Raw genomic sequence first — 26,344 nt, forward strand, 5'->3', positions numbered from 1 at the left:
ACTGTTCCAGAGTAGTCACTCGCCAGGAGTGAAATATATAAGATAGTTTAGTTCATAATTCATAAGAAGATAACATTCCAATTAAGAACCTGGATATTCTGGCTGAATCAATTTGTATGTTTTCTATTTCCAGTATGGTTTTTAACCAGAACTTAGTGAGATTTCAAGGACACGAACAGCAGGAAAACCAAGCAAAAATGTCTTGAAGAAGATTTTCAAGGACACGAGCACTAGGAAAACCAACAAAAAGTGTCTTGAAGAAGGGTTTCAAGGACACGAACAGCAGAAAAACCAAGCAAAAGTGTCTTGAAGAAGGGTTTCAAGGACACGAACACCAGGAAAACCAACAAAAAGTGTCTTGAAGAAGGGTTTCAAGGACACGAACAGCAGAAAAACCAAGCAAAAGTGTCTTGAAGAAGGGTTTCAAGGACACGAACAACAGAAAAACCAACAAAAAGTGTCTTGAAGAAGAGTTTCAAGGACACGAACAGCAGGAAAACCAACAAAAAGTGTCTTGAAGAAGGGTTTCAAGGACACGAACAGCAGAAAAACCAAGCAAAAGTGTCTTGAAGAAGGGTTTCAAGGACACGAACAACAGAAAAACCAACAAAAAGTGTCTTGAAGAAGGGTTTCAAGGACACGAACAGCAGAAAAACCAAGCAAAAGTGTCTTGAACAAGGGTTAAAGTGATTTCTTCTAGTTTGCAATGGACACCCACTCCCATAAAATAGGTTGACTGGAACACTTGGAGTGGAAGTCAACCAATCCTTTTAAAAACAACAACACTCTTTAACAAACTCTCATAATAACAAACAGTAGAAGAAAATTCGCTTTATTGTTATTCACATGTGGATAAGTTAAAATGAGAGAATGAGAAAAATGTCTTTGTGGATAATTATGAACCCAAGCTTTTGCAACAGCAGGGATTATGATATTCTAGTCATTTAGAGGATACTGCGCCTATTAAATAAATCAGTTGATTATATAGATATTTTATTACCGGGATGGCTACCTTATTAAAAAAGCCGTACCGGATCATTTGTTGTGCGAAAAGATAAATAAGTAAGGAAAAGAGGTGAGAGAGATGGAATTTGATACAATAGCAGCCATTTCTACTCCTATGGGCGAAGGAGCGATTGCCATCGTCCGTCTCAGCGGGGATGATGCTTTTGATATCGCCGACAAAGTGTTTAAAGGTGTCAAAGGTAATTCGGTACATGACTTTGCCTCCCACACCATCAATTACGGCAATATTATCGATCCAAAAACGGGTGCGGTCGTGGAGGAAGTCATGATGTCTGTCATGAAAGGGCCAAAAACCTTCACAAGGGAAGATATCATCGAAATAAATTGCCACGGCGGTCTGGTGTCTGTTAATAAAGTCCTCCAGCTCGTACTGAAAGCAGGTGCCCGTTTGGCAGAACCTGGTGAATTCACAAAAAGAGCTTTCCTTAATGGAAGGGTCGACCTTTCCCAGGCTGAAGCGGTCATGGATTTGATCAGAGCGAAAACAGACCGGGCCATGAATGTCGCCCTCAACCAGATGGAAGGACGGCTCTCCAACCTGATCCGCAAACTGCGCCAGGAAATCCTTGAAACCCTTGCCCATGTGGAAGTGAATATTGATTATCCGGAATACGATGATGTCGAGGAAATGACACACGACGTACTGCTGGAGAAATCGAAATATGTACGTGAAGAGATAGAAAAACTCCTTCGTACCTCAGAACAGGGAAAGATTTTAAGAGAAGGTCTTTCTACCGTCATCATCGGAAGGCCTAATGTCGGTAAATCGTCGCTGTTAAACAGCCTTGTCCATGAAAACAAGGCCATAGTGACCGACATCCCCGGTACCACCCGTGATGTCATTGAAGAGTATGTGAACGTCCGCGGGGTACCCCTTCGTCTTGTCGATACAGCCGGAATCAGGGAAACCGAAGATATAGTTGAAAGAATCGGTGTGGAAAGGTCGAGACAGGTTTTGAAGGAAGCGGATTTGATCCTGCTTGTCCTTAATTACTCAGATGAGTTCACCCATGAAGATGAACAGCTGTTCAAAGCGGTCGAAGGCATGGATGTCATTGTGATCGTCAACAAAACCGATCTTACTCAGAAGATTGATATGGTAAGAGTCAAGGAGTTGTCAGCGGAACATGCGATTGTGACGACATCCTTATTGGAAGAACAGGGAATTGATGAACTGGAAGAAGCCATATCCTCCTTATTCTTCGCTGGCTCGATCGAAGCAGGGGATATGACTTACGTATCAAACAGCCGTCATATTGCCTTATTGAACCAAGCCCATGCATCCATTGATGAAGCCATTAATGGAGTTGAAATGGGGACTCCGATCGATATTGCCCAGATAGATTTGACCCGGACATGGGAATTGTTAGGCGAAATCATCGGGGAGAGTGTTCATGAAAGCTTGATTGACCAGCTTTTCTCTCAATTCTGTCTAGGCAAGTAACTTACCAAAATTAAAACTTGATGATTCGCAAAGATTTACAGGTGATAGTGGGTATGATCTTTCGAAAATCGCAAAAAAACAGGAACAGAGTTTACGAAAAGAGCTCTTAAAATATACGAAATACCACTACTAAGGAGGAAACGAAAACGATGCAATATGAAGCAGGACAATTTGATGTCATCGTTATCGGCGCAGGCCATGCAGGTGTAGAAGCAGGATTGTCGGCTGCCAGAATGGGTGCAAAAACCCTGATGGTAACCATCAACCTCGACATGGTCGCATTCATGCCGTGTAATCCGTCAGTCGGCGGACCGGCAAAAGGGATCGTCGTCAGGGAAATTGACGCACTCGGCGGTGAGATGGGTAAAAATATTGATAAAACCCATATCCAGATGCGCATGTTGAACACAGGAAAAGGACCGGCCGTCAGGGCATTAAGGGCACAGGCGGATAAGTTTGCCTATCAGCACGAAATGAAAAAGACAATCGAGAACGAACCAAATATGACACTTCTGCAGGGTATGGTCGAAAGCCTGATTATCGAAGACGGCGAATGCAAAGGAGTCGTTACCCAGACAGGGGCAGGCTACCGTGCAAAAACAGTCGTCATCACAACAGGAACTTTCCTTCGCGGCGAAATCATCCTTGGAGATTTGAAATACTCAAGCGGTCCTAATAACCAGCAGCCTTCCATTAAGCTGTCTGAACATTTGCAAGAGCTCGGTTTTGACATGGTCCGCTTCAAAACGGGAACACCGCCAAGGGTAAACAGCAAGACCATTGATTATTCAAAAACCGAAATTCAGCCTGGTGATGAAGTACCGCGTGCGTTCAGCTATGAAACGACAAAGTACATCACGGACCAGCTGCCTTGCTGGCTGACATATACGAATGCGGAAACTCACCAGTTGATCGACGATAACTTAAGCCGTTCACCTATGTATTCAGGCATGATTAAAGGAACCGGCCCTCGTTATTGTCCTTCAATTGAAGATAAAGTAGTTCGTTTCCATGATAAACCAAGGCACCAGATTTTCCTTGAACCGGAGGGGAAAAACACGCAGGAAGTTTATGTTCAGGGATTATCAACAAGTCTGCCTGAAGATGTTCAAATGAAAATTCTTGCTACCATTCCAGGATTGGAAAAAGCTCAGTTGATGAGGGCAGGATATGCAATTGAATATGACTCCATCGTGCCGACGCAGTTATGGCCGACATTGGAAACAAAGAAAATCAAGAACCTTTATACTGCGGGGCAGATTAACGGCACATCAGGTTATGAAGAAGCAGCTGGCCAGGGGCTTATGGCTGGAATCAATGCAGCCTGCCGTGCGTTGGATAAGGATGAAGTAATATTGGACCGCTCTGATGCATATATAGGGGTCCTTATAGATGACCTGGTGACGAAGGGAACCAATGAACCTTACCGTCTGCTGACTTCCCGTGCTGAATACCGTCTTCTGCTCCGCCATGATAATGCCGATCTCCGCCTGACGGACATTGGGCATAAAATTGGATTGATTTCTGATGAACGCTATGAGCGCTTCTTAACGAAAAAAGCATCGATCGAGGAAGAAAAAGAACGACTGGAGTCCACCAGGCTGAAGCCGAATGAAGAAACGCAGAATGTAATTAAAGAAGCAGGCGGAAGTGAATTGAAAGACGGCATCCTTGCCGCCGAACTCCTCCGCCGTCCGGAAATGAATTATGGACATATCAAATCATTAGCACCAAGAGAAGAGCCGCTGACAGAAGATATTGAAGAACAAGTGGAAATTCAAATAAAGTATGAAGGCTATATCGAAAAATCCCTTCAGCAGGTCGACAAGATGAAAAAGATGGAAAACAAGAAGATTCCTGAGTTGATCGACTATGATGCCATTAACGGCCTTGCTTCTGAAGCAAGACAAAAACTGAAAGAAGTGCGTCCTTTATCATTAGCACAAGCATCAAGGATTTCCGGAGTGAATCCAGCCGACGTTTCCATTTTGCTTGTCTATATCGAACAAGGGAAAATCGCCAAGGTATCTGCTGAGTAAGAATAGATATATACCCCAGCTCATTTGCTGTTCTTTGTTTTGTGTTGGTTTTTTATAATAACTTTTATCCTTTTGTCAGGCAGGCGCATCCAGGAAGGCTCAATGACCGCACCGGGCAGCCGGCCAGCCTGAAATGGAAATCAACCAACCTTTTCACAAGAGCATAATGGAAGGATTGAACCAATGAATAGTACCCAGTTTACTGAGATGTTAAGCAAACAAGGCATCCATTTGACTTCAAAACAACTGTCCCAATTCGAAGAATACTATGATCTTCTAGTTGAATGGAACAATAAAATGAATCTGACAGCCATCACCGATAAAGAAGAAGTGTACCTGAAGCACTTTTATGATTCCATCACAGCAGCATTTTATCTGGACTTCGACCGGGACATACGTATTTGTGATGTCGGTGCAGGAGCCGGCTTCCCGAGTATTCCTTTGAAAATCTGCTTCCCGCAGATCGATGTAAGCATTGTCGATTCGTTAAATAAACGTATAACATTTTTAAATCATCTGTCAGAAAAGCTTGGGCTTGAAGGAACCCATTTTTATCATGACCGTGCCGAGACATTTGCCCGCAAACCGGAACATCGCGAACAGTATGACCTTGTTACCGCAAGGGCTGTCGCCAGGATGTCCGTTTTAAGCGAATTATGTCTTCCATTAGTCAAAAAAAGTGGCACCTTCGCGGCCATGAAAGCAGCCAGTGCTTCAGATGAAATGAATGTTGCGAAGAAAGCCATCACAACACTAGGGGGAGAATTGAAAGAAGTTCATTCCTTTCAGCTTCCGTTTGAGGAAAGTGACAGAAATATCATTGTGATTCAAAAAGAGAAGCCGACACCTAAGAAATTTCCAAGGAAGCCGGGAACACCAAACAAGCTTCCTCTGGAGTGACAGCCTAAATCTATATTCAGTCACCTGTTCCTGAAGTCATTTGAGTATTTAAAACATGGAGCAGAACATTTTAAACTAATTTTGGTCCTTGAAAGAATTGATGATTCACTTTAACTTGTGGAAGATTGAAGCGGAAGGGGGACGATATCCTGCGGGACTAGCGGGTCAGGTGAGCCCCCGCAGGCAAAGCCGAGGAGGCTTACCGCCTGCCCCACGGAGTCGGGCCCAGGGAGCGGAAATCAAAATTAAGAAAAATGTGTCGATTATTAATGTATTTAAATGTCAAAGTGATTGCAGGAACTTGTCATATGATAGAGAATAGTAAATAAGGGAGTTCCTTAAAGGTGGTGTAGGAAGATGAAGCATCCTTTCTCTCGTTTTTTTGGATTGGGAGAAAAAGACCAGGAGAATGATCAAGGGAATGATCATGAAGTGGAATCAGATGTCACGGAAATAAGTGACAGAGATGAAGTGAAGAATATTCCTGTTTCTCAGATTGTCCCAAACCGTTTCCAGCCAAGAACGATTTTTAACGAAGAGAAGATTGAAGAACTATCTAGAACAATTCATACTCATGGGATCATACAGCCAATCGTCCTGCGTGAAAGCGGAGAGAATCAGTATGAAATCATTGCAGGAGAGCGCCGTTTCCGGGCTGTTTCGTTGCTTGGATGGGAGACCGTGCCTGCAATCATTAAGAATATGACGGACACAGAAACCGCTTCTGTTGCATTAATAGAGAACCTGCAAAGGGAAGAACTTTCGCCGATTGAAGAGGCGATTGCTTACGGCAAGCTGCTTGAACTTCATAATCTCACTCAGGAAGCGCTCGCACAGAGGCTTGGAAAGGGACAATCCACTGTTGCCAATAAATTGAGGCTTTTGAAGCTTCCGGAAGAAGTGCAGGAGGCCATCCTTGCCAAGCAGATCACGGAAAGACATGCCAGAGCACTCATACCTTTGAAAAAAGCAGAGAAACAAGTTGCCCTTCTTCAGGAAATCATTGAGAAGAATTTTAATGTAAAACAAACAGAAGACCGAGTGGATAAAATGCTTTCGGAAGGTAAAGAGAAACCGAAGCCGAAACGCAAGGCTTTCAGTAAAGATATGCGGATAGCAGTCAATACCATCCGCCAATCCCTGAACATGGTTTCAGACAGCGGGATCAACCTGGACTCAGAAGAAGAAGAGCATGAGGAATATTACCAGTTCACAATCCGTATTCCTAAGAAAAAGTAATTCATAGACTGCTATATTCATAGAGCCATTATAATCTTCAGTGAGAAACGCTTAAACGGTTTCTCACTTTTTGTATGTAATCTAATTAATAAATTGGAAATAGAATTTTTTTGAAATGAAAGACAAACTATTCCTGAATTTTGATAGAATAGAAGGTAGACAATTAAACTGATTATTTCATGATCAAATAGAATTGGAAGTTCAAAGGGCAGGTGAAGACCTTGGGCAGAATTATTGCCATTACCAATCAAAAGGGCGGCGTGGGTAAAACGACAACATCCGTCAATTTGGGGGCATGCTTAGCATACATAGGGAAAAAAGTACTGCTTGTAGATATTGATCCGCAAGGGAATGCCACAAGCGGAGTGGGCATTGAAAAAGGGGATGTCCAGGAATGTGTGTACGATGTTTTAGTAGATGATGCAGAAGTCAAAGATATAGTGAAACCCACTACAGTCGAGCGTTTATATGCAGTTCCCGCTACAATTTCTTTGGCTGGTGCCGAAATTGAACTTGTGCCGACCATCTCCAGGGAGGTACGCTTAAAGAGGGCACTTGAAAAAGTGAAAGATGACTATGATTACATCATCATTGACTGCCCTCCGTCTTTGGGATTGTTGACCATTAACGCTTTAACAGCTTCTGATGCTGTGATCATTCCAGTCCAATGCGAGTATTATGCACTTGAAGGATTAAGCCAGCTTTTAAGTACGGTCCGCCTTGTGCAAAAGCATCTCAATCATGATCTGGCAATCGACGGCGTTTTGCTTACCATGCTGGACGCCCGGACCAATCTTGGTATCCAGGTTATAGAAGAGGTAAAGAAATACTTTCAGGATAAAGTTTACCGTACCATTGTTCCTCGAAACATTCGGTTAAGCGAAGCACCGAGCCATGGAGAACCCATTATTATATATGATGCCAAATCCAGGGGTGCTGAAGTTTATCTAGATTTAGCAAAGGAAGTGGCTGCGAATGGCTAAAGGACTAGGTAAAGGAATCAACGCATTGTTTAACAATGTAGATACAAAAGAAGAAGCAGTACAGGAAATCAGCTTGAAAGAATTAAGGCCTAACCCTTATCAGCCCCGGAAGGTATTTGAACCAGAAGCAATTGAAGAATTAAAGGAGTCCATTAAAGAGCATGGCATCCTCCAGCCCATCATTGCAAGAAAAAGCATTAAAGGGTATGAAATTGTTGTAGGGGAAAGAAGATACAGGGCTGCCAAAGCAGCCAAGCTTGATAAAGTTCCGGTGGTAGTCAGGGAATTAACGGATAAACAGATGATGGAACTTGCTGTACTTGAAAATCTTCAGCGTGAAGACCTCTCACCGATTGAAGAAGGAAATGCCTATCAATTATTGATGGATAAACTGGATTTGACTCAAGAACAGCTGGCCAGGCGCCTGGGAAAAAGCAGGCCGCATATTGCGAACCATATACGCCTCCTCTCCCTGCCGCCGCAAATTCAGCAGTTAATCATTGATGATAAAATCACAATGGGCCACGGCCGTGCATTGCTGGGCTTAAGGAAGAAAGAGAACCTTCAAATTGTGGTTGAAAAAATCATTAAAGAATCCTTAAATGTAAGGCAGTTGGAGAAACTGATCCATGAAATGAATGAAAATGTTTCACGTGAAACAAAAAAGCCCGAAAAGAAGGATGTCTTCATAAAAGAGCAGGAGACTCTTTTAAGAGAAAGATTCGGAACTAATGTTTCAATAAAGCAATCCAAGAAAAAAGGCAGGATTGAATTTGAATTCTTTTCTCAGGATGATTTAAATCGGATTCTTGAATTGTTAAGCCATTTGGAAAATAAATGAGCGTTCACTTTTGAACTGACCATGCTGGATGGGTCAGTTTTTTTGATTTCTGAAATCAGAGGGTGTCTTTTCTCCTGAATGTAAAAAAGTAGTAGGCAATTCAAATGAAAAGTGCTATTTTAGTAGAAAGTATTTCGATAATCGAAAAAGGAGAACGTTTTAATGGTGCTTTTAGGAACGATAGTAAATGGAGCATGTATTATAATAGGCACTCTTCTCGGCAAGCTGCTGCACCGTATTCCGGAAAATATGAAAGGAACGGTCATGTATGCGATCGGCCTCGCTGTCATGGTCCTGGGTTTGCAGATGGGAATGAAAAGTGAAAACTTCCTTATCGTGATCATCAGCCTGGTTCTTGGAGCGGTAATGGGCGAGTGGATGGGTCTTGATGATAAATTGAATGCCTTGGGAAACTGGCTGGAAAAGAGACTGGGTACTGAAAGTGAAACGAGCATTTCGCAAGGATTTGTGACGGCGACACTGATTTTTGTCATTGGTGCAATGGCTGTCATCGGTGCCTTGGACAGTGGTATCAGGGGAGCCCATGATGTTCTTTATACAAAGGCGATCATTGACGGCTTCACTTCCCTTATTCTCACAACTACACTGGGGATCGGTGTCATGTTCTCCGCCATTCCAGTCATTCTTTATCAGGGGACGATTGCTTTATTTGCAACGCAAATCGACCGTTTTGTCCCTCAGGCGGTCATGGATTCCTTTATTGTTGAAATGACCTCTGCAGGAGGAATCATGATTTTTGCAATCGGACTGAATCTGATCGGTTTAACCAAGATCCGTGTTGCAAACCTTTTGCCCGGCATTGTGATGGTAGCCGCAATTGTTTCGATTATTTATGGGTATGAGAAGTTCATAATGTAATTAAAAAACACACTAAGCCTGCCATATGCCTGGTGTGTTTTTGTTATTGGCTGTTTTTGTATGTGTTGCTTTTGGAAAGACCTCAAGATACGAACTTTTCATGAGGAGCTCTTTTCTTACCTGCTTACCGGGGGTTTTTCGGTGAATTACAGCGATAGTATACAGCATTTATATTAAATAGCATTAACGTTTAAAGCAATTGCTGCTTCTCTTCACTCACGTTTATCTTGAAAAATGACTCTTTTCCAGGTCTTACTTTGCTTGCCAAATAGATCCCCTCTGAAATGATCCTGGCCATCTTAAGGACGAGATTCAGCCTTGTATTCTGCAGAACGAAAAACTCCATGAATCCGCTGACGTTGACGATACCGGTGATATGGATATCCCCGACATCCGGAAGCTCCTTGTTCACGCCGGCCCCTGGCTTTACGGGTCCGCTGCCTAATTGGATGGCACCGACACTTTTTAATCTGCCGAGGCAGGCATCAATCCCAATGATGAAGGGGTTGTGGTGCCTCGCCATGATCTCGGCGAGCTTCTCTTCTAAATTGACGGCATGGATAGGATCATCCAACGTTCCGTAAATATGAAAACCGTCCGTTACTTTCTCTTCTAAAAAGGTGCCGACGAGTGGTCCCAAGGAATCGCCTGTTGAGCGGTCCGTTCCGATACAAACGATTACTACGGGTCTAATGGCTGCCGGCAGCATGGTGAGCAGTTCCGCAGAAATCGATGCTGCTGCTTTATCGTCATCATGCAGCACACGGTATGGCTCAGATTTACGCTCGAAAAGCCCTTTTTTCAGATTCATTCCCTCCACTCCTTCGCAAATAATATTAACAGTATACGGAAAATCAGGCTTATCTATACATAGTATTATGTATTTGTCACAAACTAAGAGTTTTTAAACAAATATTTGACAGTTTGCTTGCCGCTATTCAAATAGGGTTAAACTTGATACAATGAAATAAATTTTTTGAGAGCATTATAGGAGAGGATATCTTATATGAGTCAAACAACTGAAGGTACAGGTAAGGAACAACTGGACGAAACTCTTAAAGATACAAAAGATGCCACAGAAGCCTTTTGGGATAAACTCATTAGTGATGATCTTTGGATTAATATTGGGGTCGTAGCTGTTAAAATTGCTTTGATATTAATTCTGACTGCACTTTTCATTAAAATAGGCAAGCTGGCAATACAGAATATATTCAAGGTACGCTCCCGTTCCCCTTTTAAAATCTCTCAGAGGCGGGAAGCCACGCTGAGCAAACTATTAGAAAACGTTTTAACATATGTGGTTTACTTTGTTGCCATCATTATGATTTTAAGTGCGTTGAGTGTAAACATCACCGGTCTTCTGGCAGGAGCAGGAATTGTCGGCCTGGCTGTTGGTTTCGGTGCGCAGAACCTTGTGAGGGATGTCATAACTGGATTCTTCATCATCTTTGAAGATCAGTTCTCTGTAGGAGACTTCATACGGGTGGGGTCGCTTGAAGGAAACGTAGAAGAAATCGGCCTGAGAACAACGAAGATCAAGAACTGGACGGGGGAGCTTCACATAATTCCAAACGGAAATATTGCCGAAGTCACCAACTTCTCCATTCATAATAGTATTGCAGTAGTGGATGTCAGCATCGCTTACGAAGAAAATATTGAAGAAGCGGAAAGAGTCATCAGTGAACTCCTGCAGACCATGCCGCAAAAATATGAAGATTTAGTAACTCCCCCTGATTTATTAGGTGTCCAGACGCTGGGTGCTTCCGATGTTGTTATGAGGATTGTAGCAGAGTGTGCCCCGATGCAGCACTGGGCAATGGCGCGAAATATCCGAAAAGATGTAAAACTGGTCCTTGATAAGCATGGCATTGAAATTCCATTCCCGCGAATGGTCATGTATAACAGACAGGAAGAAGAAAATATTGAAAATAACATGAAGCAGCTTGATAGTGAGTAGGGAGGAAACAGATATGGAACCAAAAAGCTTTCAATTAAACGATGTCGTGGAAATGAAAAAGCCGCATCCATGCGGGGTCAACCGCTGGAAAATCATCCGGATGGGCATGGACATCCGGATTAAATGCCAAGGGTGCGACCACAGCATCATGCTTCCAAGAAGAGAGTTCTCCAAGAAGATGAAGAAGGTTCTTGAGTCATCGGAAGAATAAATAGTTATTTCATCAGTAGGGATTGTTCCAAAGTGAACGATCCCTTTCTATGTATAAGGTCCGGCTCTGAATAGAGTTGTCCCGGCACGGGGTATTTCCCGGGGAACCCGGTTCTCTTAAAATCCTTCCCTCCACTTGTGTTTCTATCACTTAAAACCTATAATTAGAAAAGGTTTGAATAAATGTAGACACTTACTGCCGGGTTAGCAGGCAGAATAAATATAGTTCCACTTAATGAGGAGTGACCAAAATGGCTTTAACAGCTGGAATTGTTGGTTTGCCGAATGTTGGGAAATCAACTCTATTTAACGCAATCACAAAGGCAGGGGCAGAGTCTGCCAACTATCCTTTCTGTACGATCGACCCAAACGTGGGAATCGTTGAAGTTCCTGATTACCGTCTTGATAAACTGACTGAGTTGGTTGATCCAAAAAAGACAGTACCGACTGCATTTGAATTTACGGATATCGCCGGAATTGTCAAAGGTGCAAGTAAAGGTGAAGGTCTAGGAAATAAGTTCTTGTCACATATCCGCCAGGTGGATGCCATCTGCCAGGTAGTCCGCTGCTTTGCTGATGAAAATATCACCCACGTATCCGGGAAAGTCAATCCACTTGACGATATCGAAGTCATCAATCTTGAATTGATTCTTGCGGACCTTGAATCAGTGGATAAACGGATTGCACGCGTTCAAAAACTAGCCAAGCAAAAAGATAAAGAAGCTGCTTATGAGCATGAAATCCTTTTGAAATTGAAAGAGGCATTTGAAGAAGGCAGATCGGCCCGTACGGTTGAATTTACCGATGAGCAGATGAAAGTCGTAAAAGGCCTCCATCTTTTGACCATCAAGCCGGTTCTTTATGTAGCCAATGTAAGCGAAGATGATATTGCCGATCCTTCTGACAATGAGTATGTTCAGCAGGTGCGCGAGTTTGCAGAAGGCGACAATGCAGAAGTCATCGTGGTCTGTGCAAAAATCGAATCCGAGATCGCCGAGCTTGACGATGAAGAAAAAGCGATGTTCCTTGAAGAACTCGGAATAGAAGAGTCTGGATTAGATCAGTTAATCCGCGCAGCCTATGATCTTCTTGGCCTTGCAACCTACTTCACAGCAGGTGTACAGGAAGTCCGCGCATGGACATTCCGTCAGGGGATGAAAGCACCTGAATGTGCCGGAATCATCCATACCGATTTTGAAAAAGGATTCATCCGTGCCGAGACCGTTTCATACGATGACCTTGTTTCCAATGGTACAATGGCCGCCGCACGTGAAGCAGGTAAAGTAAGACTTGAAGGAAAAGAATATATAGTGAAAGACGGAGATGTCATCCACTTCCGTTTTAATGTTTAAATTTAAGAAGCTGTCCCTGAAACGGGGCGGCTTTTTCTATTGACAATTGGATGAGTATTCCAGTAAACTATAGCTATCTTGTAAAACAAGGTATTATTTTTTAATTAGGTACCTTGTAAAACAAGTTAGAAAGGATTTTACCCACATGTCTTTAAAAAGCCAGATGTTAAAAGGAATCTTGGAAGGCTGTATTTTGGCTGTCATTAACGAAAGCCCTACATATGGCTATGAGCTATATGTGAAACTTGCCAGCAAAGGAATGGATTCGGTAAGTGAAGGATCGATTTACCCGATATTATTAAGGCTTCAAAAAGAGGGATTGATAAAGGGGAAGATGCAAAAGTCGGCAAGCGGCCCCAACCGCAAGTATTATACGTTAACCGAGGATGGCAAGGCATCTTTGGAACAGTTTATCATTGAATGGACCAAACTGGATGCCTCAGTGGATTTAATTATCAAGGGAGGGAAAAACGGATGACTGCCAAAGAAATGATTGAAATAAATAATGCAAGAAGAGAAAAACTGAATGATGAAAATAAAAAGTATTATGAAGATATGCTTATTTATATCAGGACCAGTGATGTAGATGAACATGCTGGTGAAGAATTACTTTTGGAAATCTTGGAACATTTATTGGAGGCACAGGAAAACGGCCAATCGGCTGAAGAAGTGTTTGGCAGCAAACCAAAACAATACTGTGATGAACTGCTTGAAGGACTTCCAAAAGAATCGGCTAAAGATAAGGTGCTGATGTATTTATATATAACTGCTTCCGGGATGAGTTGGTACTTCCTTGTCACTGGAATCTTCTCTCTGTTTTTCCCCGATAAAAAAGGCATATCCCTTACCCCGATCATTGCATCTATATTATTCATGGGTGCTGTAGTACTGTTAATTTTAAAGCTAATGAAGTGGACCACTTATAAAGAAAAATCAAATCTTTGGCTGTTATCTGCAGGCGCTTTGATATTTACAGCATGGACCGGTCTGCTTGTTTATCTGGGACTGCAGAATGCTTTCCAGTATGAAATGGCCTGGCCGACGTATACCTCCCTGGTCATAGGGATTATTCTAATAGCCGCCTCCTGGATATTACGGCATAGGGTCATCAAATTTTAAGGAATAACTCTGCTCATCACGTACCAGAATCCCCCGAACCGTGCGTCACTGGGTCGCGCACCATTAGCTGAAATCTACTATTGTCAGTTCAGCATTACTGGTGAAAAAGAAAGAAATTCAACGTATTTCCCTGGCGTATTGCATTAGCTTGTCCACTATGATATAATTCTAACTTGTGAGTAATGAATATATTGCTCCTTGCCCTTCTGCCGAGAAGGGCCGCATAGACCATAAGGAGGTGACTAGAAGATGAGAAAGTACGAAGTTATGTACATCATCCGTCCAAATGTTGATGATGAAACAAAAAAAGCAGTTGTTGATCGTTTCGATAACGTTTTGACTTCAAACGGTGCTGAAATCGTCGAGTCTAAAGAGTGGGGTAAACGTCGTTTAGCTTATGAAATCAACGACTTCCGTGATGGATACTACCAATTGGTAAAAATCCAATCAAACACTGAAGCGGTTTCTGAGTTCGATCGTTTGGCTAAGATCTCTGACGATATCATCCGTCATATCGTAATCAAAGAAGAAGAATAATCCAGCCGTTTTTTGAAAACGAAAACTTCTGACTTGTTTCTGATGGAACAGATGTTGGAAGGAAGGGGTTGATTCTGATGATGAACCGAGTAATACTCGTGGGTCGTTTAACAAAGGATCCAGAATTGAAATACACTCCTAACGGGGTGCCTGTGGCAACTTTCACACTTGCCGTGAATCGTACTTTTACGAATCAGCAGGGTGAACGTGAAGCAGATTTTATTAATTGCGTGGTATGGCGTCGTCCAGCTGAAAACGTGGCAAATTTCTTGAAAAAAGGAAGCCTTGCCGGTGTTGACGGCCGTATCCAAACTCGTAATTTCGAGGGGCAGGATGGCAAGCGTGTCTTCATGACTGAGGTCGTTGCAGAATCCGTTCAATTCCTTGAACCTAAGAACTCAAGCCAAGGCGGCGGTTCCGGTTATCAGGGTGAGCGCGGCGGCAATTATGGCGGCGGTCAGAGGCAGCAGCAAGACTATTCATACGGTCAAGATCAGAATCAGCGCAATAATAACAACAACCAGAACTATACGCGTGTGGATAATGACCCATTCGCAAATGACGGTCAGCCGATCGACATTTCGGATGACGATTTACCATTCTAAATTTCTTATAAATAAAAAAATATATATGCAAGGAGGCGTTATCTATGGCAATGCGCAGAGGCGGACGCAGACGTCGTAAAGTGTGTTACTTCACTTCAAACGGAATTACACACATCGACTATAAAGATGTAGATCTTCTTAAGAAATTCATCTCTGAGCGCGGAAAAATCCTTCCACGTCGTGTGACAGGAACAAGCGCTAAATACCAACGCAGACTTACTCGTGCTATCAAACGCGCGCGTACAATGGCATTACTGCCTTACGTTGTAGGTGAATAATAATAAATGAAAGAACAGCAGGAATCTTTTCTGCTGTTCTTTTTTATCTCTTCAGGATCTTTTCTTCCTGCAAAGGTGTTTACCTGAGGTTTGCCAAAGATCCTTATTAGCTATACTGAGAATAAGACGGCAGTAATCAGCCTGGAGGAAACTGCTTTGTGAGAGGATTTTGAACCTTTCTGTTTTCGATGTCAATGAATTGAATCTGTATCGGAATATCGATAAAATTAGTGGTGTTTACATATTCTTTATTGGAAAATTACCAGTTAGTGACCTTAAGTGCTTCCATGCATTTTAAGGTGGATGATTGAGGGGTGCTTTAGTGAAGAACGCCCGTATACTTACGGAAGGAGCATTATTGCTCGCAATATATACAGTATTGCTGCTATTGACTGCATATGTACCGGTTATCAGCATTATGACAACATTCTTTCTCGTGCTTCCTTTTATCATTTACAGCGAGAAGCATGGGCTTAAACCGGCACTTACCATGTTTGCTGCGGCTGTCTTTATTTCGTTAATCGCTGGTTCCTTCATCATTACCCTTCCTTTAACTCTTTCCTTTGGAACGGTGGGAATCGTTATTGGGGTGATGCTGCGGAAGCAAAGATCAAAGATGTCAATTTATCTGATATCAAGCTTCGTTTTTTTAATCAGCCTTGTCATTCAATATGTTGTATCTATCTTATTTTTGAATATGAATATTATCAAGGATGCAGTAGATCAGGCAAAGAGTGTTTTCAATGAATCGATTAGGATGGCAGAAAGCATGGGGCAGCCATTGCCGCCTGAAAGGATAGATGAAATACATAAGGCTGTGGAATCATTTGATGTTTTGATACCATCGGTCTTTTTGATTTCTTCACTGGCTGTGATGCTGATCATCATCAGTGTCAATTTTCCTCTCTTGCGGAAGATGGGGATCCAATCGGCCAGGTTCCCTGCTTTCAGATATTGGAAGCTTCCACAAAGCATTGTATGGTATTATTTAATTACACTGATTTTAATGATTACTATCAGGCCGGAGATGGGTACATATCTTCACTGGGCGCTATATAACCTCTTTTATGTGCTTCAGTTATTGCTGGTGGTACAGGGCTTCTCATTCATTTATTTTTTCGCCCATCTGAAAGAATGGCCGAGAGGATTACTGGTTTTGGCCACTGTATTTGGCATTCTGCTGATAGATTTCGTGAGAATCATTGGTATCATTGATTTAGGATTTGATCTTAGACAGCGCCTTCAACGTAAGTCATAAGGTTAGCAATCTTATTTGAGGAGCTGAAATCATGCCATCACATTATAAAAAACGAATGGTCAGATACCCGTTGTACGGGCTTGCGGCTGTTTCGGCCTTTGTGCTGGGGGCAACGGCCCTGTACAATTGGTGGATTGCCGCTATCGGGTTGATTTTGCTGGCCGGCGTATTTTATATCGCATTTTATTATGAAAAGAAAACTTATAAAGCTACAGAGGAATACATCTCCACTCTCTCCTACCGGTTAAAGCGGGTCGGGGAAGAAGCGTTGATGGAGATGCCCATTGGTATTATGCTGATTAATGATGACTACTATATTGAATGGACCAATCCATTCATGGCTTCCTGCTTCAATGAAGATACATTGGTCGGGAGATCGCTTTATGACGTGGCTGATTCGGTTGTTCCGTTGATTAAACAGGAATTGGATACAGAAGTTGTCACATTGAACGAACGAAAATTCAGTGTGATCTTGAAGCTTGAGGAAAAGCTGCTTTACTTCTTTGATGTAACGGAGCAAACTGAAATTGAGAAGCAGTATGAAGAAGAACGAACAGCGATTGCCATCATTTTTCTTGATAATTATGATGAACTCACGCAGGGAATGGATGATCAGACACGGAGCAGTTTGAACAGTATGGTGACCTCCATTCTGAACAAGTGGGCGAAGGATTCAGGTGTCCTGTTGAAAAGGATTTCTTCTGAACGGTTCATTGCCGTCTTTAATGAAAAAATCCTGCAGCAGCTGGAAAAAGATAAATTTTCCATCCTTGATGATGTCAGGGATACAACATCCAAGCAAAATGTACCGCTCACACTGAGTCTTGGTGTGGGGACCGGTGTATCTGCCCTTCCAGAACTTGGAACACTTGCCCAATCAAGCCTTGACCTTGCGCTTGGCCGCGGGGGAGACCAGGTTGCAATCAAACAGCCGAACGGGAAAGTGAAGTTCTATGGCGGGAAAACCAACCCTATGGAAAAACGGACGAGGGTCCGCGCTCGGGTCATCTCCCATGCCTTGAAGGAACTGATGGTTGAGAGTGATAAAGTGATCGTGATGGGGCATAAGATGCCTGATATGGATGCAATCGGTGCAGCTATCGGAGTACGGAAAGTAGCCCAGATGAATCAAAAAGAAGGCTATGTAGTTGTAAACTTCAATGAAATTGACACCGGTGTGAAAAGGATGATGAATGAAATTAAGTCGAATCCTGATCTCCATTCACGGTTCATTACACCTGAGGCAGCCCTTGATCTGATGACAGATGATACCCTGCTTGTTGTCGTGGATACCCACAAGCCGTCTCTTGTAATAGAAGAACGGCTACTGCAGAGGGCTGAACGGGTCGTCATCATAGACCACCACCGCCGCGGGGAAGACTTCATAAAGAACCCGCTTCTGGTTTATATGGAGCCATACGCGTCTTCAACAGCCGAACTTGTGACGGAACTCTTGGAGTACCAGCCAAAGCATGAGAAAATCTCTATGCTGGAAGCAACGGCTTTGTTGGCTGGAATCATTGTCGATACAAAAAGCTTTACATTGAGGACGGGGTCAAGGACCTTCGATGCCGCCTCTTATCTAAGGGGTCAGGGCGCAGATACGGTCCTGGTCCAGAAGTTCCTTAAGGAAGACGTGGAAACGTATATCAAGCGGTCCAGGCTGATCGAAACGGTCGACTTCTATTACGATGGCGTTGCGATTGCGAAAGGTGAAGAGAATGTCATCTATGACCCGGTCCTGATTGCACAGGCTGCTGATACTCTCCTTACTATGGATGGCGTCGTTGCCTCATTTGTCTTATCAAAAAGAACAGATGACCTTGTCGGAATCAGCGCCCGTTCGCTTGGAGAAGTCAATGTCCAGATCATCATGGAAAGCCTCCATGGAGGAGGGCACTTGACAAATGCTGCTACACAGCTTCCGGGCATTTCGGTGGAAGAGGCCGAAAACAGCCTGAAAGTAGTGTTGGATGAATACTTTGAAGGGGGAAAAGAATCATGAAAGTCATTTTTCTGAAAGATGTAAAAGGTAAAGGGAAAAAAGGTGAAGTAAAGAATGTTGCTGACGGATACGCACATAACTTCCTAATCAAACAAGGCCTTGCTGTGGAAGCAACCAACTCCAGCGTAAGCCAGCTGGAAGGCCAGAAGAACAAAGAAAAGAAGCAGGCTGCTGAAGAGCTTGAAGAGGCAAAGAAATTAAAAGGAACATTGGAAGCCCTGACTGTTGAAATGAAAGCCAAATCAGGGGAAGGCGGCCGTTTGTTCGGCTCAATCACAAGCAAGCAGATCGCGGACGAGCTCAAGAAAACCCACAAAATCAAAGTGGATAAACGAAAAATCGAAATGAATGATGCGATCCGTTCATTGGGCTTCACTAACGTCCCTGTAAAGCTTCATCAGGATGTAACGGCCACTTTGAAAGTGCATGTTACAGAAGAAAACTAATATTGGAAATCGATTTTACCGAAAAACGTGTTAAAATAGAATAGACTTATATAAATGTGATCAGGTAGGTTATGCCGGTCACATTTTTTCTATTGTAAAAAATCCTTCTCCAGGGAGGTTTATCCTATATGAACGAAATATTATCCAATCATGTACCACCACAGAATATAGAAGCAGAGCAGGCGGTCCTTGGTGCCATTTTTCTTGAACCCAGCACATTGACACAGGCATCGGAATCCTTGATTCCTGAAGATTTCTACCGCAGTTCCCATCAGAAAATCTTCAACGTCATGCTGAACCTGAGTGATAAGGGGAAAGCAGTCGATCTGATTACGGTCACTGAAGAGCTGTCTGCCATTAAAGAACTCGAGGATGTCGGCGGGGTATCGTATCTAAGTGAATTGGCGGGGTCAGTCCCGACAGCGGCCAATATTGAATACTATGCCAAAATCGTTGAGGAAAAGTCACTCCTCAGAAGGCTTATCCGGACAGCGACGACCATCGCACAGGATGGGTATTCCCGTGAAGACGAAGTGGACGCCCTTTTAAGTGAAGCCGAGAAAAATATCATGGAAGTCGCTCAGCGAAAAAATGCAGGCGCGTTCCATGATATTAAGGATGTACTCGTAAAGGCATACGATAATATTGAACTTCTTCACAACCGGACTGAAGATGTTACCGGTATTCCTACCGGGTTCGCCGACCTTGATGAAATGACAGCAGGCTTCCAGCGGAATGACTTGATCATTGTGGCAGCCCGTCCTTCTGTTGGTAAAACCGCATTCGCACTTAATATAGCGCAGAATGTGGCCGTTAAAACAGACGAAAACGTGGCCATCTTCAGTCTGGAGATGGGTGCCGAGCAGCTTGTCATGCGTATGCTTTGCGCAGAGGGCAACATTAACGCCCAGAATCTTCGTACGGGCTCGCTGACAGATGAGGATTGGCGAAAATTGACTATGGCAATGGGAAGCCTGTCGAATGCCGGGATTTACATTGACGACACCCCCGGCATCAAAATTGGTGAAATCCGATCCAAGTGCCGCCGCCTTAAACAGGAACAAGGTCTTGGCATGGTCCTCATCGACTACTTGCAGTTGATCCAAGGCAGCGGGCGCTCAGGCGAAAACCGCCAGCAAGAGGTATCGGAAATTTCCCGTGAGCTCAAAGGTCTTGCGCGTGAGCTTGAAGTTCCCGTCATTGCCTTATCCCAGCTGTCCCGTGGAGTCGAGCAGCGCCAGGATAAGCGCCCAATGATGTCAGATATCCGTGAATCCGGAAGTATCGAGCAGGATGCCGATATCGTGGCCTTCTTATACCGTGATGACTACTACGATAAAGAATCAGAGAATAAGAACATCATAGAAATTATTATCGCCAAACAGCGTAACGGCCCGGTCGGAACCGTTTCCCTGGCGTTCGTTAAAGAATATAACAAGTTCGTCAACCTTGAAAGAAGGTACGATGATGCAGGTGTTCCGCCTGGTGCATAGAGAGTCGGGGAGTTGCTCCCCGGCTCTTTTTTTATGGGCTCTTTTCTTAAACTTTGTTGCTATTCACTATAAGGTTCAAATAAATTTCTGGTAAATCGCCGTACAACCCCCGGTGAGCAGGGAAGAAAAGGGCTGCTCGTTCTTTTTCGAGAGTAAAACCTTTGAATACAGAGGGAAAATAAATGCGAAAATAGCCTTTTTATTTTTTGGATGCAGATATTGCCCTGCCTATTGAAGAAAATCATTCCCCAGTTTTCAAAGGATCTCCAATGGTGCCCAAGCTGCAAATAATTAGGATTTGCTTTTTGTCTGAACAGCAGGTTAAAGAAGGCGTAGCCATATATAATTTTGGTCGATTTCTGAGTAAACACCAGGTTACAGGAGACTTAGCAATTAATAATCGTATATTTTTACGGGCAGCTCTAATCTGTGAATTTTATACCCAGCTCCTTTCATGATGGTTTTAACGGTTAAAATAACTTATAAAGAATTCATAGTTGAGCTTCAATTTACACAAACTAATAGGTAGTTAGTTGGTATTTACGAACAAATAAAATAAGATACATAATTATCGTTCGTGTTTTCGTTGACTTTGGTATCTTTAAACTGATAAAATAGTGATGTTTGATAAGAGAACGATTTATTAACCCTAGCGGAGGTGCTTTACTAATGTCTTCAGTAGTAGTAGTCGGAACACAGTGGGGAGACGAAGGAAAAGGAAAGATTACCGATTTCCTTTCAGAAAATGCTGAGGTTATTGCCCGTTACCAAGGCGGTAATAACGCAGGCCATACAATCAAGTTTGATGGTGAAACTTACAAATTGCATTTGATTCCATCCGGAATTTTTTATAATGACAAAACATCTGTGATCGGGAATGGAATGGTGGTCGATCCAAAAGCGCTGGTAAAAGAGTTGAAGTATCTTCATGATCGCAATGTCACGACTGATAACTTACGCATCAGCAACCGTGCGCATGTCATCCTGCCTTATCATTTGAAACTGGATGAAGTGGAAGAAGAACGAAAAGGCGCCAACAAAATCGGTACAACCAAAAAAGGGATCGGCCCGGCTTATATGGATAAAGCGGCACGTAACGGAATCAGGATCGCCGACCTTCTTGATTATGACTCTTTTAAAGAAAAGCTTACAAGAAATCTTGAAGAAAAAAACCGCCTGCTTGAGCGATTCTATGAAACAGACGGATTCACTCTTGAAGAGATCCTTGATGAATATTATGAGTACGGACAGCAGGTCAAGCATTATGTATGTGACACCTCAGTGGTCCTGAATGATGCCCTGGACGACGGACGCCGTGTCCTCTTTGAAGGTGCTCAAGGGGTCATGCTGGACATTGATCAAGGAACTTATCCTTTCGTAACTTCTTCCAATCCTGTTGCAGGCGGAGTGACGATCGGTTCAGGTGTTGGCCCTACAAAAATCTCGCATGTAGTCGGTGTATCAAAAGCTTATACCACTCGTGTTGGAGACGGACCGTTCCCAACAGAGCTTACGAATGAAATCGGGGACCAAATCCGGGAAGTAGGCCGTGAATATGGTACCACTACCGGCCGTCCGCGCCGTGTCGGCTGGTTTGACAGTGTGGTTGTCCGCCATGCGCGACGTGTAAGCGGCTTGACGGACCTTTCATTGAACTCCATTGATGTGCTTACAGGCATTGAAACGTTGAAAATCTGTACAGCTTATCGATATAAAGGCGAAGTCATCAATGAATTTCCTGCAAACCTCAACATATTGGCAGAATGTGAGCCGGTATATGAAGAGCTGCCAGGCTGGAAAGAAGATATTACAGGCTGCAAAACATTAGGTGAGCTGCCTGAAAATGCACGCCACTACCTTGAGCGTGTATCTCAACTGACAGGCATCCCATTGTCGATTTTCTCAGTGGGACCTGACCGTTCCCAGACAAATGTAGTCAGAAGTGTGTGGAGCTGATTGAATAAATTAAAAAAGCTTGAGGGTTTTCTCCTCAAGCTTTTTTAATGTCTGGTCAATCACAGTACTACTCTTTTATCGAGTTCATGATAAATTTGGTCATCACAAATTATGTAAAGTGTATCATCCTTATCCAGTTTCTTTTCTGCCGCATTGCTGAAATCCATATCCTCATTGACCGCTATCAAGACTGCCCCTTTCTCGAATAAAGCCTGGGAAGCATCCCTATAGGTCTCCCAACCGGATATCGGGGAGTATTCATGGATGTTTTTTCCGAATCTCTTGCTCAACAGCTGCCTGAACAACCCTGTGGTGCCCGGCTGAAGTGTTGCCTTAGCCATTAATAATGATACTGAATCGTTGGATAAGATGAAATCATCCACATCAATATGATTGAATAATGGTATATTTTTTTCCTCCATGACTTCTACAACAGAGTGGATATTAGCTTTATGCTTCTTGGAAAGCGCCTCGACAGCTGAAGCGATCAATAAAGATTTACCATCGGCCAGAACCGGTTTTGATATGCTCATATCGGAAAAAATAGCCACACGGTCGGCTTCCAGGATATTGGCCTTTATTAATACTTCTTCATCTGAAGGGTCCCCGCTGATGAAATGAACCTGGTCGTGAGAAAATGGTGAGGACTCCAATTGTTCTATCAGGACGACTTCTTTATCACTTCGATTAGCTAGAACCTCTTTAATGGCTCTCTCCGTCCTGGTGGACCACCCTATGTAAACGAAGTGTCCTTTATTCTTATACACAAGCTTTCCCTCCCTTTTAAGTGTGTTGTACGTTGCAAGAACATCCATGATTTTGCTGATCAAGAGCCCGAGAATGCCGATTCCAAAAATGAAAAGGAAAATACCAAGAATCCGGCCGGCAACAGTCACTGGATAATAATCACCATACCCCACAGTTGTCAATGTGGTCATTGTCCACCAAAAGCCTTCAAAAAGGGTCGGGAACGTTTCCGGCTCGACAAAATGTATGGATACAGTGCCAAATAATACGATAATAACCGAAAGTATGACGATCGTTCTAAAATTCATTTTGGAGATTTCTTTCCACAATCTCAAGAAAATGGTCACTAACACTACACCCCCTGCTTTTTTTTCATATTAACATACCAGCCTTGAAAACCTGCAACCAAAGCGAAAAGAAATAAAGAAACGGGATACTATGAAAAAAACATTTTCGACATTATTTTTAAGAAAGTTATTGCCTTTACTAAGATTCCTATGGTACTATTATCTTCGTTGCTCCAATAACACGGCCCGTTGGTCAAGCGGTTAAGACACCGCCCTTTCACGGCGGTAACACGGGTTCGAATCCCGTACGGGTCACCAAGTTTTTACTACACTACGTGGAGTAATTGGCTCTTATATCTGCTTCTTGCATTAAGGAGAGATATTTTGATAAGTGATATCCAGCCCTTACATAAAGGAAGGATATTTTGCTTGTCAGCAAAAATCCCTGGTCCGGTAGTTCAGTTGGTTAGAATGCCTGCCTGTCACGCAGGAGGTCGCGGGTTCGAGTCCCGTCCGGACCGCCATTTACATATTTACAGTTTCATTTGAACATTGGATGCAAATCCAGAATAAAAGGGTTTCGATAAGCAAGAAGATCAAGGAAGCAACCGAATGAACACCGGAGCGCACTTAAGGTGCGTGAGGATGTGAGTGAGGGCGCTGACGAAGAGATTCGCCGCTTAGCGGAAGCCGTAAACTCTTGGCTCAGTAGCTCAGTCGGTAGAGCACGTCCGAATAAGCTTCACAGAATAAACTTCAGCGTACAGCTCGAGCTGCACCCTGAACAAGCTTCCTGAGAGCTGGACGATAAATTATCGACCTAACTTTCTTTTAGGAAATATATTAATATGGCTCAGTAGCTCAGTCGGTAGAGCAATGGACTGAAAATCCATGTGTCGGCGGTTCGATTCCGTCCTGAGCCATCACCTAAAAAGCATTGCGACGACATGACTCTCGCAATGCTTTTTTTATATCCCTTCAGTTCCCCGAAGGTAAGACTTAAAGCCCCTTAATTTTGTCCTATCCTCTGTTTCGCAATAATCTGCGTAATATTACACCCAAAAGGCAGAATTTGTAACTTATTATACAATTATGTTACATTATGAAAACGTTTCTCTTTAGCTGCCAGAATTATGGTAGATTAGTAAAGTACTATTTTAAACTAAACTTATTTTTTAGGTAAAAGAGACTATTGATTGCTTATTGCCTGGTTTCTTTGTCTTTTAGCTAGGAGGAAAGACTAATGACGTGGAGAAATACCATTCATACATCTAAAGAAGAAAGTCCAAATAACTTAATACATAAATCGTTGAAACTTTTGAAAAGAGCTGCAATTACAACAGCAGCATTGAGTGCCATTACGTTCGGATCTGTTTATGCAAATGATAATACTGACTTGGAAACGGTCTATCATGTTTACATAGGGAAAGAATATTTTGGGGCAGTGACGGATAAAGCCGCAGTCGAAAAAGCCATTGAAGCCAAGCTTGATTCTGAAGAAGAGAAGTTTGAGTCCATTGAACTGGAACTCGCTGAGAAACTTTCCATCATCCCGGAACAAGTCTTCAGGGCTGAAGGCAATAATGACTCGGTGATTAAACAAGTTACTGAATCTGTTAAAGCTGAAGCAAAGGCTGTATCCATATCATTCGGTGGTAAACCGGCTGTACTGGTGAAAGATCAGCAAGAAGCTGAACTTGCCTTGAAAAAGCTTAAACTTAAATTCGTATCAGAGGAAGAATTGAAGGAATTAGAAGAAGGCACTCCTGATCCTGCCGAAGATTCCAAACTGTTATCGGTGGAGATATCCGAACAGGCACAATTCGAAGAAACAAAAGCAGCACCTGGTGAGATCCTGACAGCTGATAAAGCTGTTGACTTTCTTCTGAAGGGCACCCTTGAAGAAAAGAAGTATAAAGTTCAAGAGGGTGACGTATTAGGAAGCATCGCCCAAAAACACGAGTTGACTTCCGGCAAGTTACTTGAATTGAATCCTGGGTTGAATGAGGACAGCCTCCTTCAAATCGATCAGGAAATCAATGTGACAGCTTATAAGCCTCTTGTTCAGGTAACAGTCGAGAGAGAACAATCTGCCGTTGAAGCGATTGCCTATGAAAAAGAAGTGATTGAAGACTCTTCTTTGAATAAAGGCGATATCAAAGTCAAGCAGGAAGGCCAGGATGGAGAAAAGGCCATCACCTACCTTACCAAGGAGGAAAATGGTATCCAGGTCAACCGGACAGTGAAAGAAGAGAAGGTTACGAAAGAACCTGTTAAATATATTGTTATAAAAGGAACCAAGGTTACTCCTTCAAGGGGATCTGGAAGCTTTGTGTGGCCGACAAACGGCGGATACGTTTCATCCAAAGTCGGTCAGCGGTGGGGACATATGCATAAAGGCATCGATATAGCCCGCCCTGATAACCTGACAATCAAATCAATCGATAATGGAACAGTTGTATCTGCAGGATGGGATTCAGGCGGATATGGAAACAAAGTCGTCATTGATCATAATAATGGTTACCGCTCTGTTTACGCCCATATGAGCAGCATAAGTGTTTCAGCAGGGCAGACAGTATCAGCTGGATCTTCGGTTGGTGTGATGGGACAGACAGGCCAATCAACAGGTGTCCACCTGCACTTGGAAGTTTACAAAAATGGATCATTAGTTAACCCATTGACCCTTTACTGATAAAAGAAATTGATTGAAATCTTTCATGCCTCTGGCCGGCCGGCTCAGAGG

24 protein-coding genes and 3 tRNA genes are annotated in these 26,344 nt (G+C 43.1%); 25 read left to right on the plus strand and 2 right to left on the minus strand.

Annotated elements, in window-relative coordinates; translation table 11 throughout:
- Positions 1-1,084 precede the first annotated feature (1,084 nt).
- From mnmE to D3H55_RS14905, 7 genes are all read left to right on the plus strand, one after another.
- Entirely contained in the window at positions 1,085-2,470 is a 1,386-nt protein-coding gene (mnmE, locus tag D3H55_RS14875; protein WP_119548042.1) for a tRNA uridine-5-carboxymethylaminomethyl(34) synthesis GTPase MnmE, read from the plus strand.
- Between the two features lie 149 nt (positions 2,471-2,619).
- Entirely contained in the window at positions 2,620-4,509 is a 1,890-nt protein-coding gene (gene mnmG / locus D3H55_RS14880) for a tRNA uridine-5-carboxymethylaminomethyl(34) synthesis enzyme MnmG (RefSeq protein ID WP_119548044.1), read from the plus strand.
- A gap of 183 nt (positions 4,510-4,692) precedes the next feature.
- Entirely contained in the window at positions 4,693-5,409 is a 717-nt protein-coding gene (rsmG, locus tag D3H55_RS14885; RefSeq protein ID WP_119548047.1) for a 16S rRNA (guanine(527)-N(7))-methyltransferase RsmG, read from the plus strand.
- A 357-nt stretch (positions 5,410-5,766) separates the two neighbouring features.
- Positions 5,767-6,648: a nucleoid occlusion protein gene (gene noc / locus D3H55_RS14890; protein WP_119548050.1), complete on the plus strand. Its 882-nt coding sequence runs from the start codon at positions 5,767-5,769 to the stop codon at positions 6,646-6,648.
- Between the two features lie 221 nt (positions 6,649-6,869).
- A complete protein-coding gene (locus tag D3H55_RS14895; RefSeq protein WP_119548052.1) occupies positions 6,870-7,631 on the plus strand; it encodes a ParA family protein in 762 nt (253 codons plus the stop codon).
- Positions 7,624-8,472, plus strand: a complete 849-nt coding sequence (locus tag D3H55_RS14900) for a ParB/RepB/Spo0J family partition protein (RefSeq protein ID WP_119548055.1) — start codon at positions 7,624-7,626, stop codon at positions 8,470-8,472. Before D3H55_RS14895 ends, D3H55_RS14900 begins: the two co-directional genes overlap by 8 nt.
- Positions 8,473-8,634: 162 nt before the next feature.
- On the plus strand, positions 8,635-9,351 hold the full coding sequence (locus D3H55_RS14905; protein ID WP_119548058.1) for a DUF554 domain-containing protein: 717 nt from the start codon (positions 8,635-8,637) through the stop codon (positions 9,349-9,351).
- 190 nt (positions 9,352-9,541) lie between these two features.
- On the opposite strand, the gene yyaC is transcribed toward D3H55_RS14905, so the two are convergent.
- The gene (gene yyaC / locus D3H55_RS14910; protein WP_119548060.1) at positions 9,542-10,162 is read right to left on the minus strand and encodes a spore protease YyaC; all 621 of its coding nucleotides are present in this window, start codon (positions 10,160-10,162) and stop codon (positions 9,542-9,544) included.
- 195 nt (positions 10,163-10,357) lie between these two features.
- On the opposite strand from yyaC, the gene D3H55_RS14915 reads away from it, so the two are divergent.
- From D3H55_RS14915 to D3H55_RS14975, 14 genes are all read left to right on the plus strand, one after another.
- Positions 10,358-11,308: a mechanosensitive ion channel family protein gene (locus D3H55_RS14915; protein WP_119548062.1), complete on the plus strand. Its 951-nt coding sequence runs from the start codon at positions 10,358-10,360 to the stop codon at positions 11,306-11,308.
- Between the two features lie 13 nt (positions 11,309-11,321).
- Positions 11,322-11,519 (plus strand): DUF951 domain-containing protein, encoded by a 198-nt coding sequence (locus D3H55_RS14920; RefSeq protein ID WP_119548064.1) that lies wholly within the window; start codon positions 11,322-11,324, stop codon positions 11,517-11,519.
- Between the two features lie 250 nt (positions 11,520-11,769).
- Positions 11,770-12,870, plus strand: a complete 1,101-nt coding sequence (gene ychF / locus D3H55_RS14925) for a redox-regulated ATPase YchF (RefSeq protein ID WP_119548066.1) — start codon at positions 11,770-11,772, stop codon at positions 12,868-12,870.
- Positions 12,871-13,033: 163 nt separating this feature from the next.
- Complete coding sequence (locus D3H55_RS14930) at positions 13,034-13,348, plus strand: PadR family transcriptional regulator (protein ID WP_420808757.1); 315 nt, start codon at positions 13,034-13,036, stop codon at positions 13,346-13,348.
- A complete protein-coding gene (locus D3H55_RS14935) occupies positions 13,345-13,989 on the plus strand; it encodes a DUF1129 family protein (protein WP_168413111.1) in 645 nt (214 codons plus the stop codon). The genes D3H55_RS14930 and D3H55_RS14935 overlap by 4 nt, the downstream gene beginning before the upstream one ends.
- Before the next feature lie 249 nt (positions 13,990-14,238).
- On the plus strand, positions 14,239-14,526 hold the full coding sequence (gene rpsF / locus D3H55_RS14940) for a 30S ribosomal protein S6 (protein WP_119548072.1): 288 nt from the start codon (positions 14,239-14,241) through the stop codon (positions 14,524-14,526).
- A 77-nt stretch (positions 14,527-14,603) separates the two neighbouring features.
- Positions 14,604-15,131: a single-stranded DNA-binding protein gene (gene ssb, locus D3H55_RS14945; RefSeq protein WP_119548074.1), complete on the plus strand. Its 528-nt coding sequence runs from the start codon at positions 14,604-14,606 to the stop codon at positions 15,129-15,131.
- Positions 15,132-15,175: 44 nt separating this feature from the next.
- Positions 15,176-15,409, plus strand: coding sequence for a 30S ribosomal protein S18 (rpsR, locus tag D3H55_RS14950; RefSeq protein ID WP_044022817.1), 234 nt, complete (start codon positions 15,176-15,178; stop codon positions 15,407-15,409).
- A gap of 322 nt (positions 15,410-15,731) precedes the next feature.
- Complete coding sequence (locus tag D3H55_RS14955; RefSeq protein ID WP_168413112.1) at positions 15,732-16,667, plus strand: YybS family protein; 936 nt, start codon at positions 15,732-15,734, stop codon at positions 16,665-16,667.
- Positions 16,668-16,698: 31 nt separating this feature from the next.
- A complete protein-coding gene (locus tag D3H55_RS14960) occupies positions 16,699-18,672 on the plus strand; it encodes a DHH family phosphoesterase (RefSeq protein WP_119548078.1) in 1,974 nt (657 codons plus the stop codon).
- Positions 18,669-19,118 (plus strand): 50S ribosomal protein L9, encoded by a 450-nt coding sequence (gene rplI, locus D3H55_RS14965; protein ID WP_119548080.1) that lies wholly within the window; start codon positions 18,669-18,671, stop codon positions 19,116-19,118. Before D3H55_RS14960 ends, rplI begins: the two co-directional genes overlap by 4 nt.
- Before the next feature lie 128 nt (positions 19,119-19,246).
- The gene (gene dnaB, locus D3H55_RS14970; protein ID WP_113927340.1) at positions 19,247-20,611 is read left to right on the plus strand and encodes a replicative DNA helicase; all 1,365 of its coding nucleotides are present in this window, start codon (positions 19,247-19,249) and stop codon (positions 20,609-20,611) included.
- A gap of 206 nt (positions 20,612-20,817) precedes the next feature.
- The gene (locus D3H55_RS24370; protein WP_168413113.1) at positions 20,818-21,069 is read left to right on the plus strand and encodes a hypothetical protein; all 252 of its coding nucleotides are present in this window, start codon (positions 20,818-20,820) and stop codon (positions 21,067-21,069) included.
- 211 nt (positions 21,070-21,280) lie between these two features.
- A complete protein-coding gene (locus D3H55_RS14975) occupies positions 21,281-22,567 on the plus strand; it encodes an adenylosuccinate synthase (protein ID WP_119548082.1) in 1,287 nt (428 codons plus the stop codon).
- 59 nt (positions 22,568-22,626) lie between these two features.
- Here D3H55_RS14975 and D3H55_RS14980 read toward each other — a convergent pair whose 3' ends face one another.
- Positions 22,627-23,661: an ion channel gene (locus D3H55_RS14980; RefSeq protein WP_240628592.1), complete on the minus strand. Its 1,035-nt coding sequence runs from the start codon at positions 23,659-23,661 to the stop codon at positions 22,627-22,629.
- Positions 23,662-23,844: 183 nt separating this feature from the next.
- Between D3H55_RS14980 and D3H55_RS14985 the strand changes: the two genes are divergently transcribed.
- From D3H55_RS14985 to D3H55_RS15000, 4 genes are all read left to right on the plus strand, one after another.
- A tRNA-Glu gene (locus D3H55_RS14985) sits at positions 23,845-23,919 on the plus strand.
- A 129-nt stretch (positions 23,920-24,048) separates the two neighbouring features.
- Positions 24,049-24,125, plus strand: a tRNA-Asp gene (locus D3H55_RS14990).
- Between the two features lie 326 nt (positions 24,126-24,451).
- Positions 24,452-24,524 (plus strand) — tRNA-Phe (locus D3H55_RS14995).
- Between the two features lie 320 nt (positions 24,525-24,844).
- Positions 24,845-26,293, plus strand: coding sequence for a peptidoglycan DD-metalloendopeptidase family protein (locus D3H55_RS15000; protein ID WP_119548084.1), 1,449 nt, complete (start codon positions 24,845-24,847; stop codon positions 26,291-26,293).
- Positions 26,294-26,344: the final 51 nt, after the last annotated feature.

Origin of the sequence: Bacillus salacetis (assembly GCF_003581585.1) — a bacterium.
GTDB classification, from domain to species: Bacteria; Bacillota; Bacilli; order Bacillales; family Bacillaceae_B; genus Rossellomorea; species Rossellomorea salacetis.

Coding starts and splice junctions, on each gene's coding strand:
- mnmE (WP_119548042.1), top strand. CDS start 1,085: ATGGAATTTGATACAATAGCAGCCATTTCTACTCCTATGGGCGAAGGA.
- mnmG (WP_119548044.1), top strand. CDS start 2,620: ATGCAATATGAAGCAGGACAATTTGATGTCATCGTTATCGGCGCAGGC.
- rsmG (WP_119548047.1), top strand. CDS start 4,693: ATGAATAGTACCCAGTTTACTGAGATGTTAAGCAAACAAGGCATCCAT.
- noc (WP_119548050.1), top strand. CDS start 5,767: ATGAAGCATCCTTTCTCTCGTTTTTTTGGATTGGGAGAAAAAGACCAG.
- D3H55_RS14900 (WP_119548055.1), top strand. CDS start 7,624: ATGGCTAAAGGACTAGGTAAAGGAATCAACGCATTGTTTAACAATGTA.
- D3H55_RS14905 (WP_119548058.1), top strand. CDS start 8,635: ATGGTGCTTTTAGGAACGATAGTAAATGGAGCATGTATTATAATAGGC.
- yyaC (WP_119548060.1), bottom strand. CDS start 10,162: ATGAATCTGAAAAAAGGGCTTTTCGAGCGTAAATCTGAGCCATACCGT.
- D3H55_RS14915 (WP_119548062.1), top strand. CDS start 10,358: ATGAGTCAAACAACTGAAGGTACAGGTAAGGAACAACTGGACGAAACT.
- D3H55_RS14920 (WP_119548064.1), top strand. CDS start 11,322: ATGGAACCAAAAAGCTTTCAATTAAACGATGTCGTGGAAATGAAAAAG.
- ychF (WP_119548066.1), top strand. CDS start 11,770: ATGGCTTTAACAGCTGGAATTGTTGGTTTGCCGAATGTTGGGAAATCA.
- D3H55_RS14930 (WP_420808757.1), top strand. CDS start 13,034: ATGTTAAAAGGAATCTTGGAAGGCTGTATTTTGGCTGTCATTAACGAA.
- D3H55_RS14935 (WP_168413111.1), top strand. CDS start 13,345: ATGACTGCCAAAGAAATGATTGAAATAAATAATGCAAGAAGAGAAAAA.
- rpsF (WP_119548072.1), top strand. CDS start 14,239: ATGAGAAAGTACGAAGTTATGTACATCATCCGTCCAAATGTTGATGAT.
- ssb (WP_119548074.1), top strand. CDS start 14,604: ATGATGAACCGAGTAATACTCGTGGGTCGTTTAACAAAGGATCCAGAA.
- rpsR (WP_044022817.1), top strand. CDS start 15,176: ATGGCAATGCGCAGAGGCGGACGCAGACGTCGTAAAGTGTGTTACTTC.
- D3H55_RS14960 (WP_119548078.1), top strand. CDS start 16,699: ATGCCATCACATTATAAAAAACGAATGGTCAGATACCCGTTGTACGGG.
- rplI (WP_119548080.1), top strand. CDS start 18,669: ATGAAAGTCATTTTTCTGAAAGATGTAAAAGGTAAAGGGAAAAAAGGT.
- dnaB (WP_113927340.1), top strand. CDS start 19,247: ATGAACGAAATATTATCCAATCATGTACCACCACAGAATATAGAAGCA.
- D3H55_RS14975 (WP_119548082.1), top strand. CDS start 21,281: ATGTCTTCAGTAGTAGTAGTCGGAACACAGTGGGGAGACGAAGGAAAA.
- D3H55_RS15000 (WP_119548084.1), top strand. CDS start 24,845: ATGACGTGGAGAAATACCATTCATACATCTAAAGAAGAAAGTCCAAAT.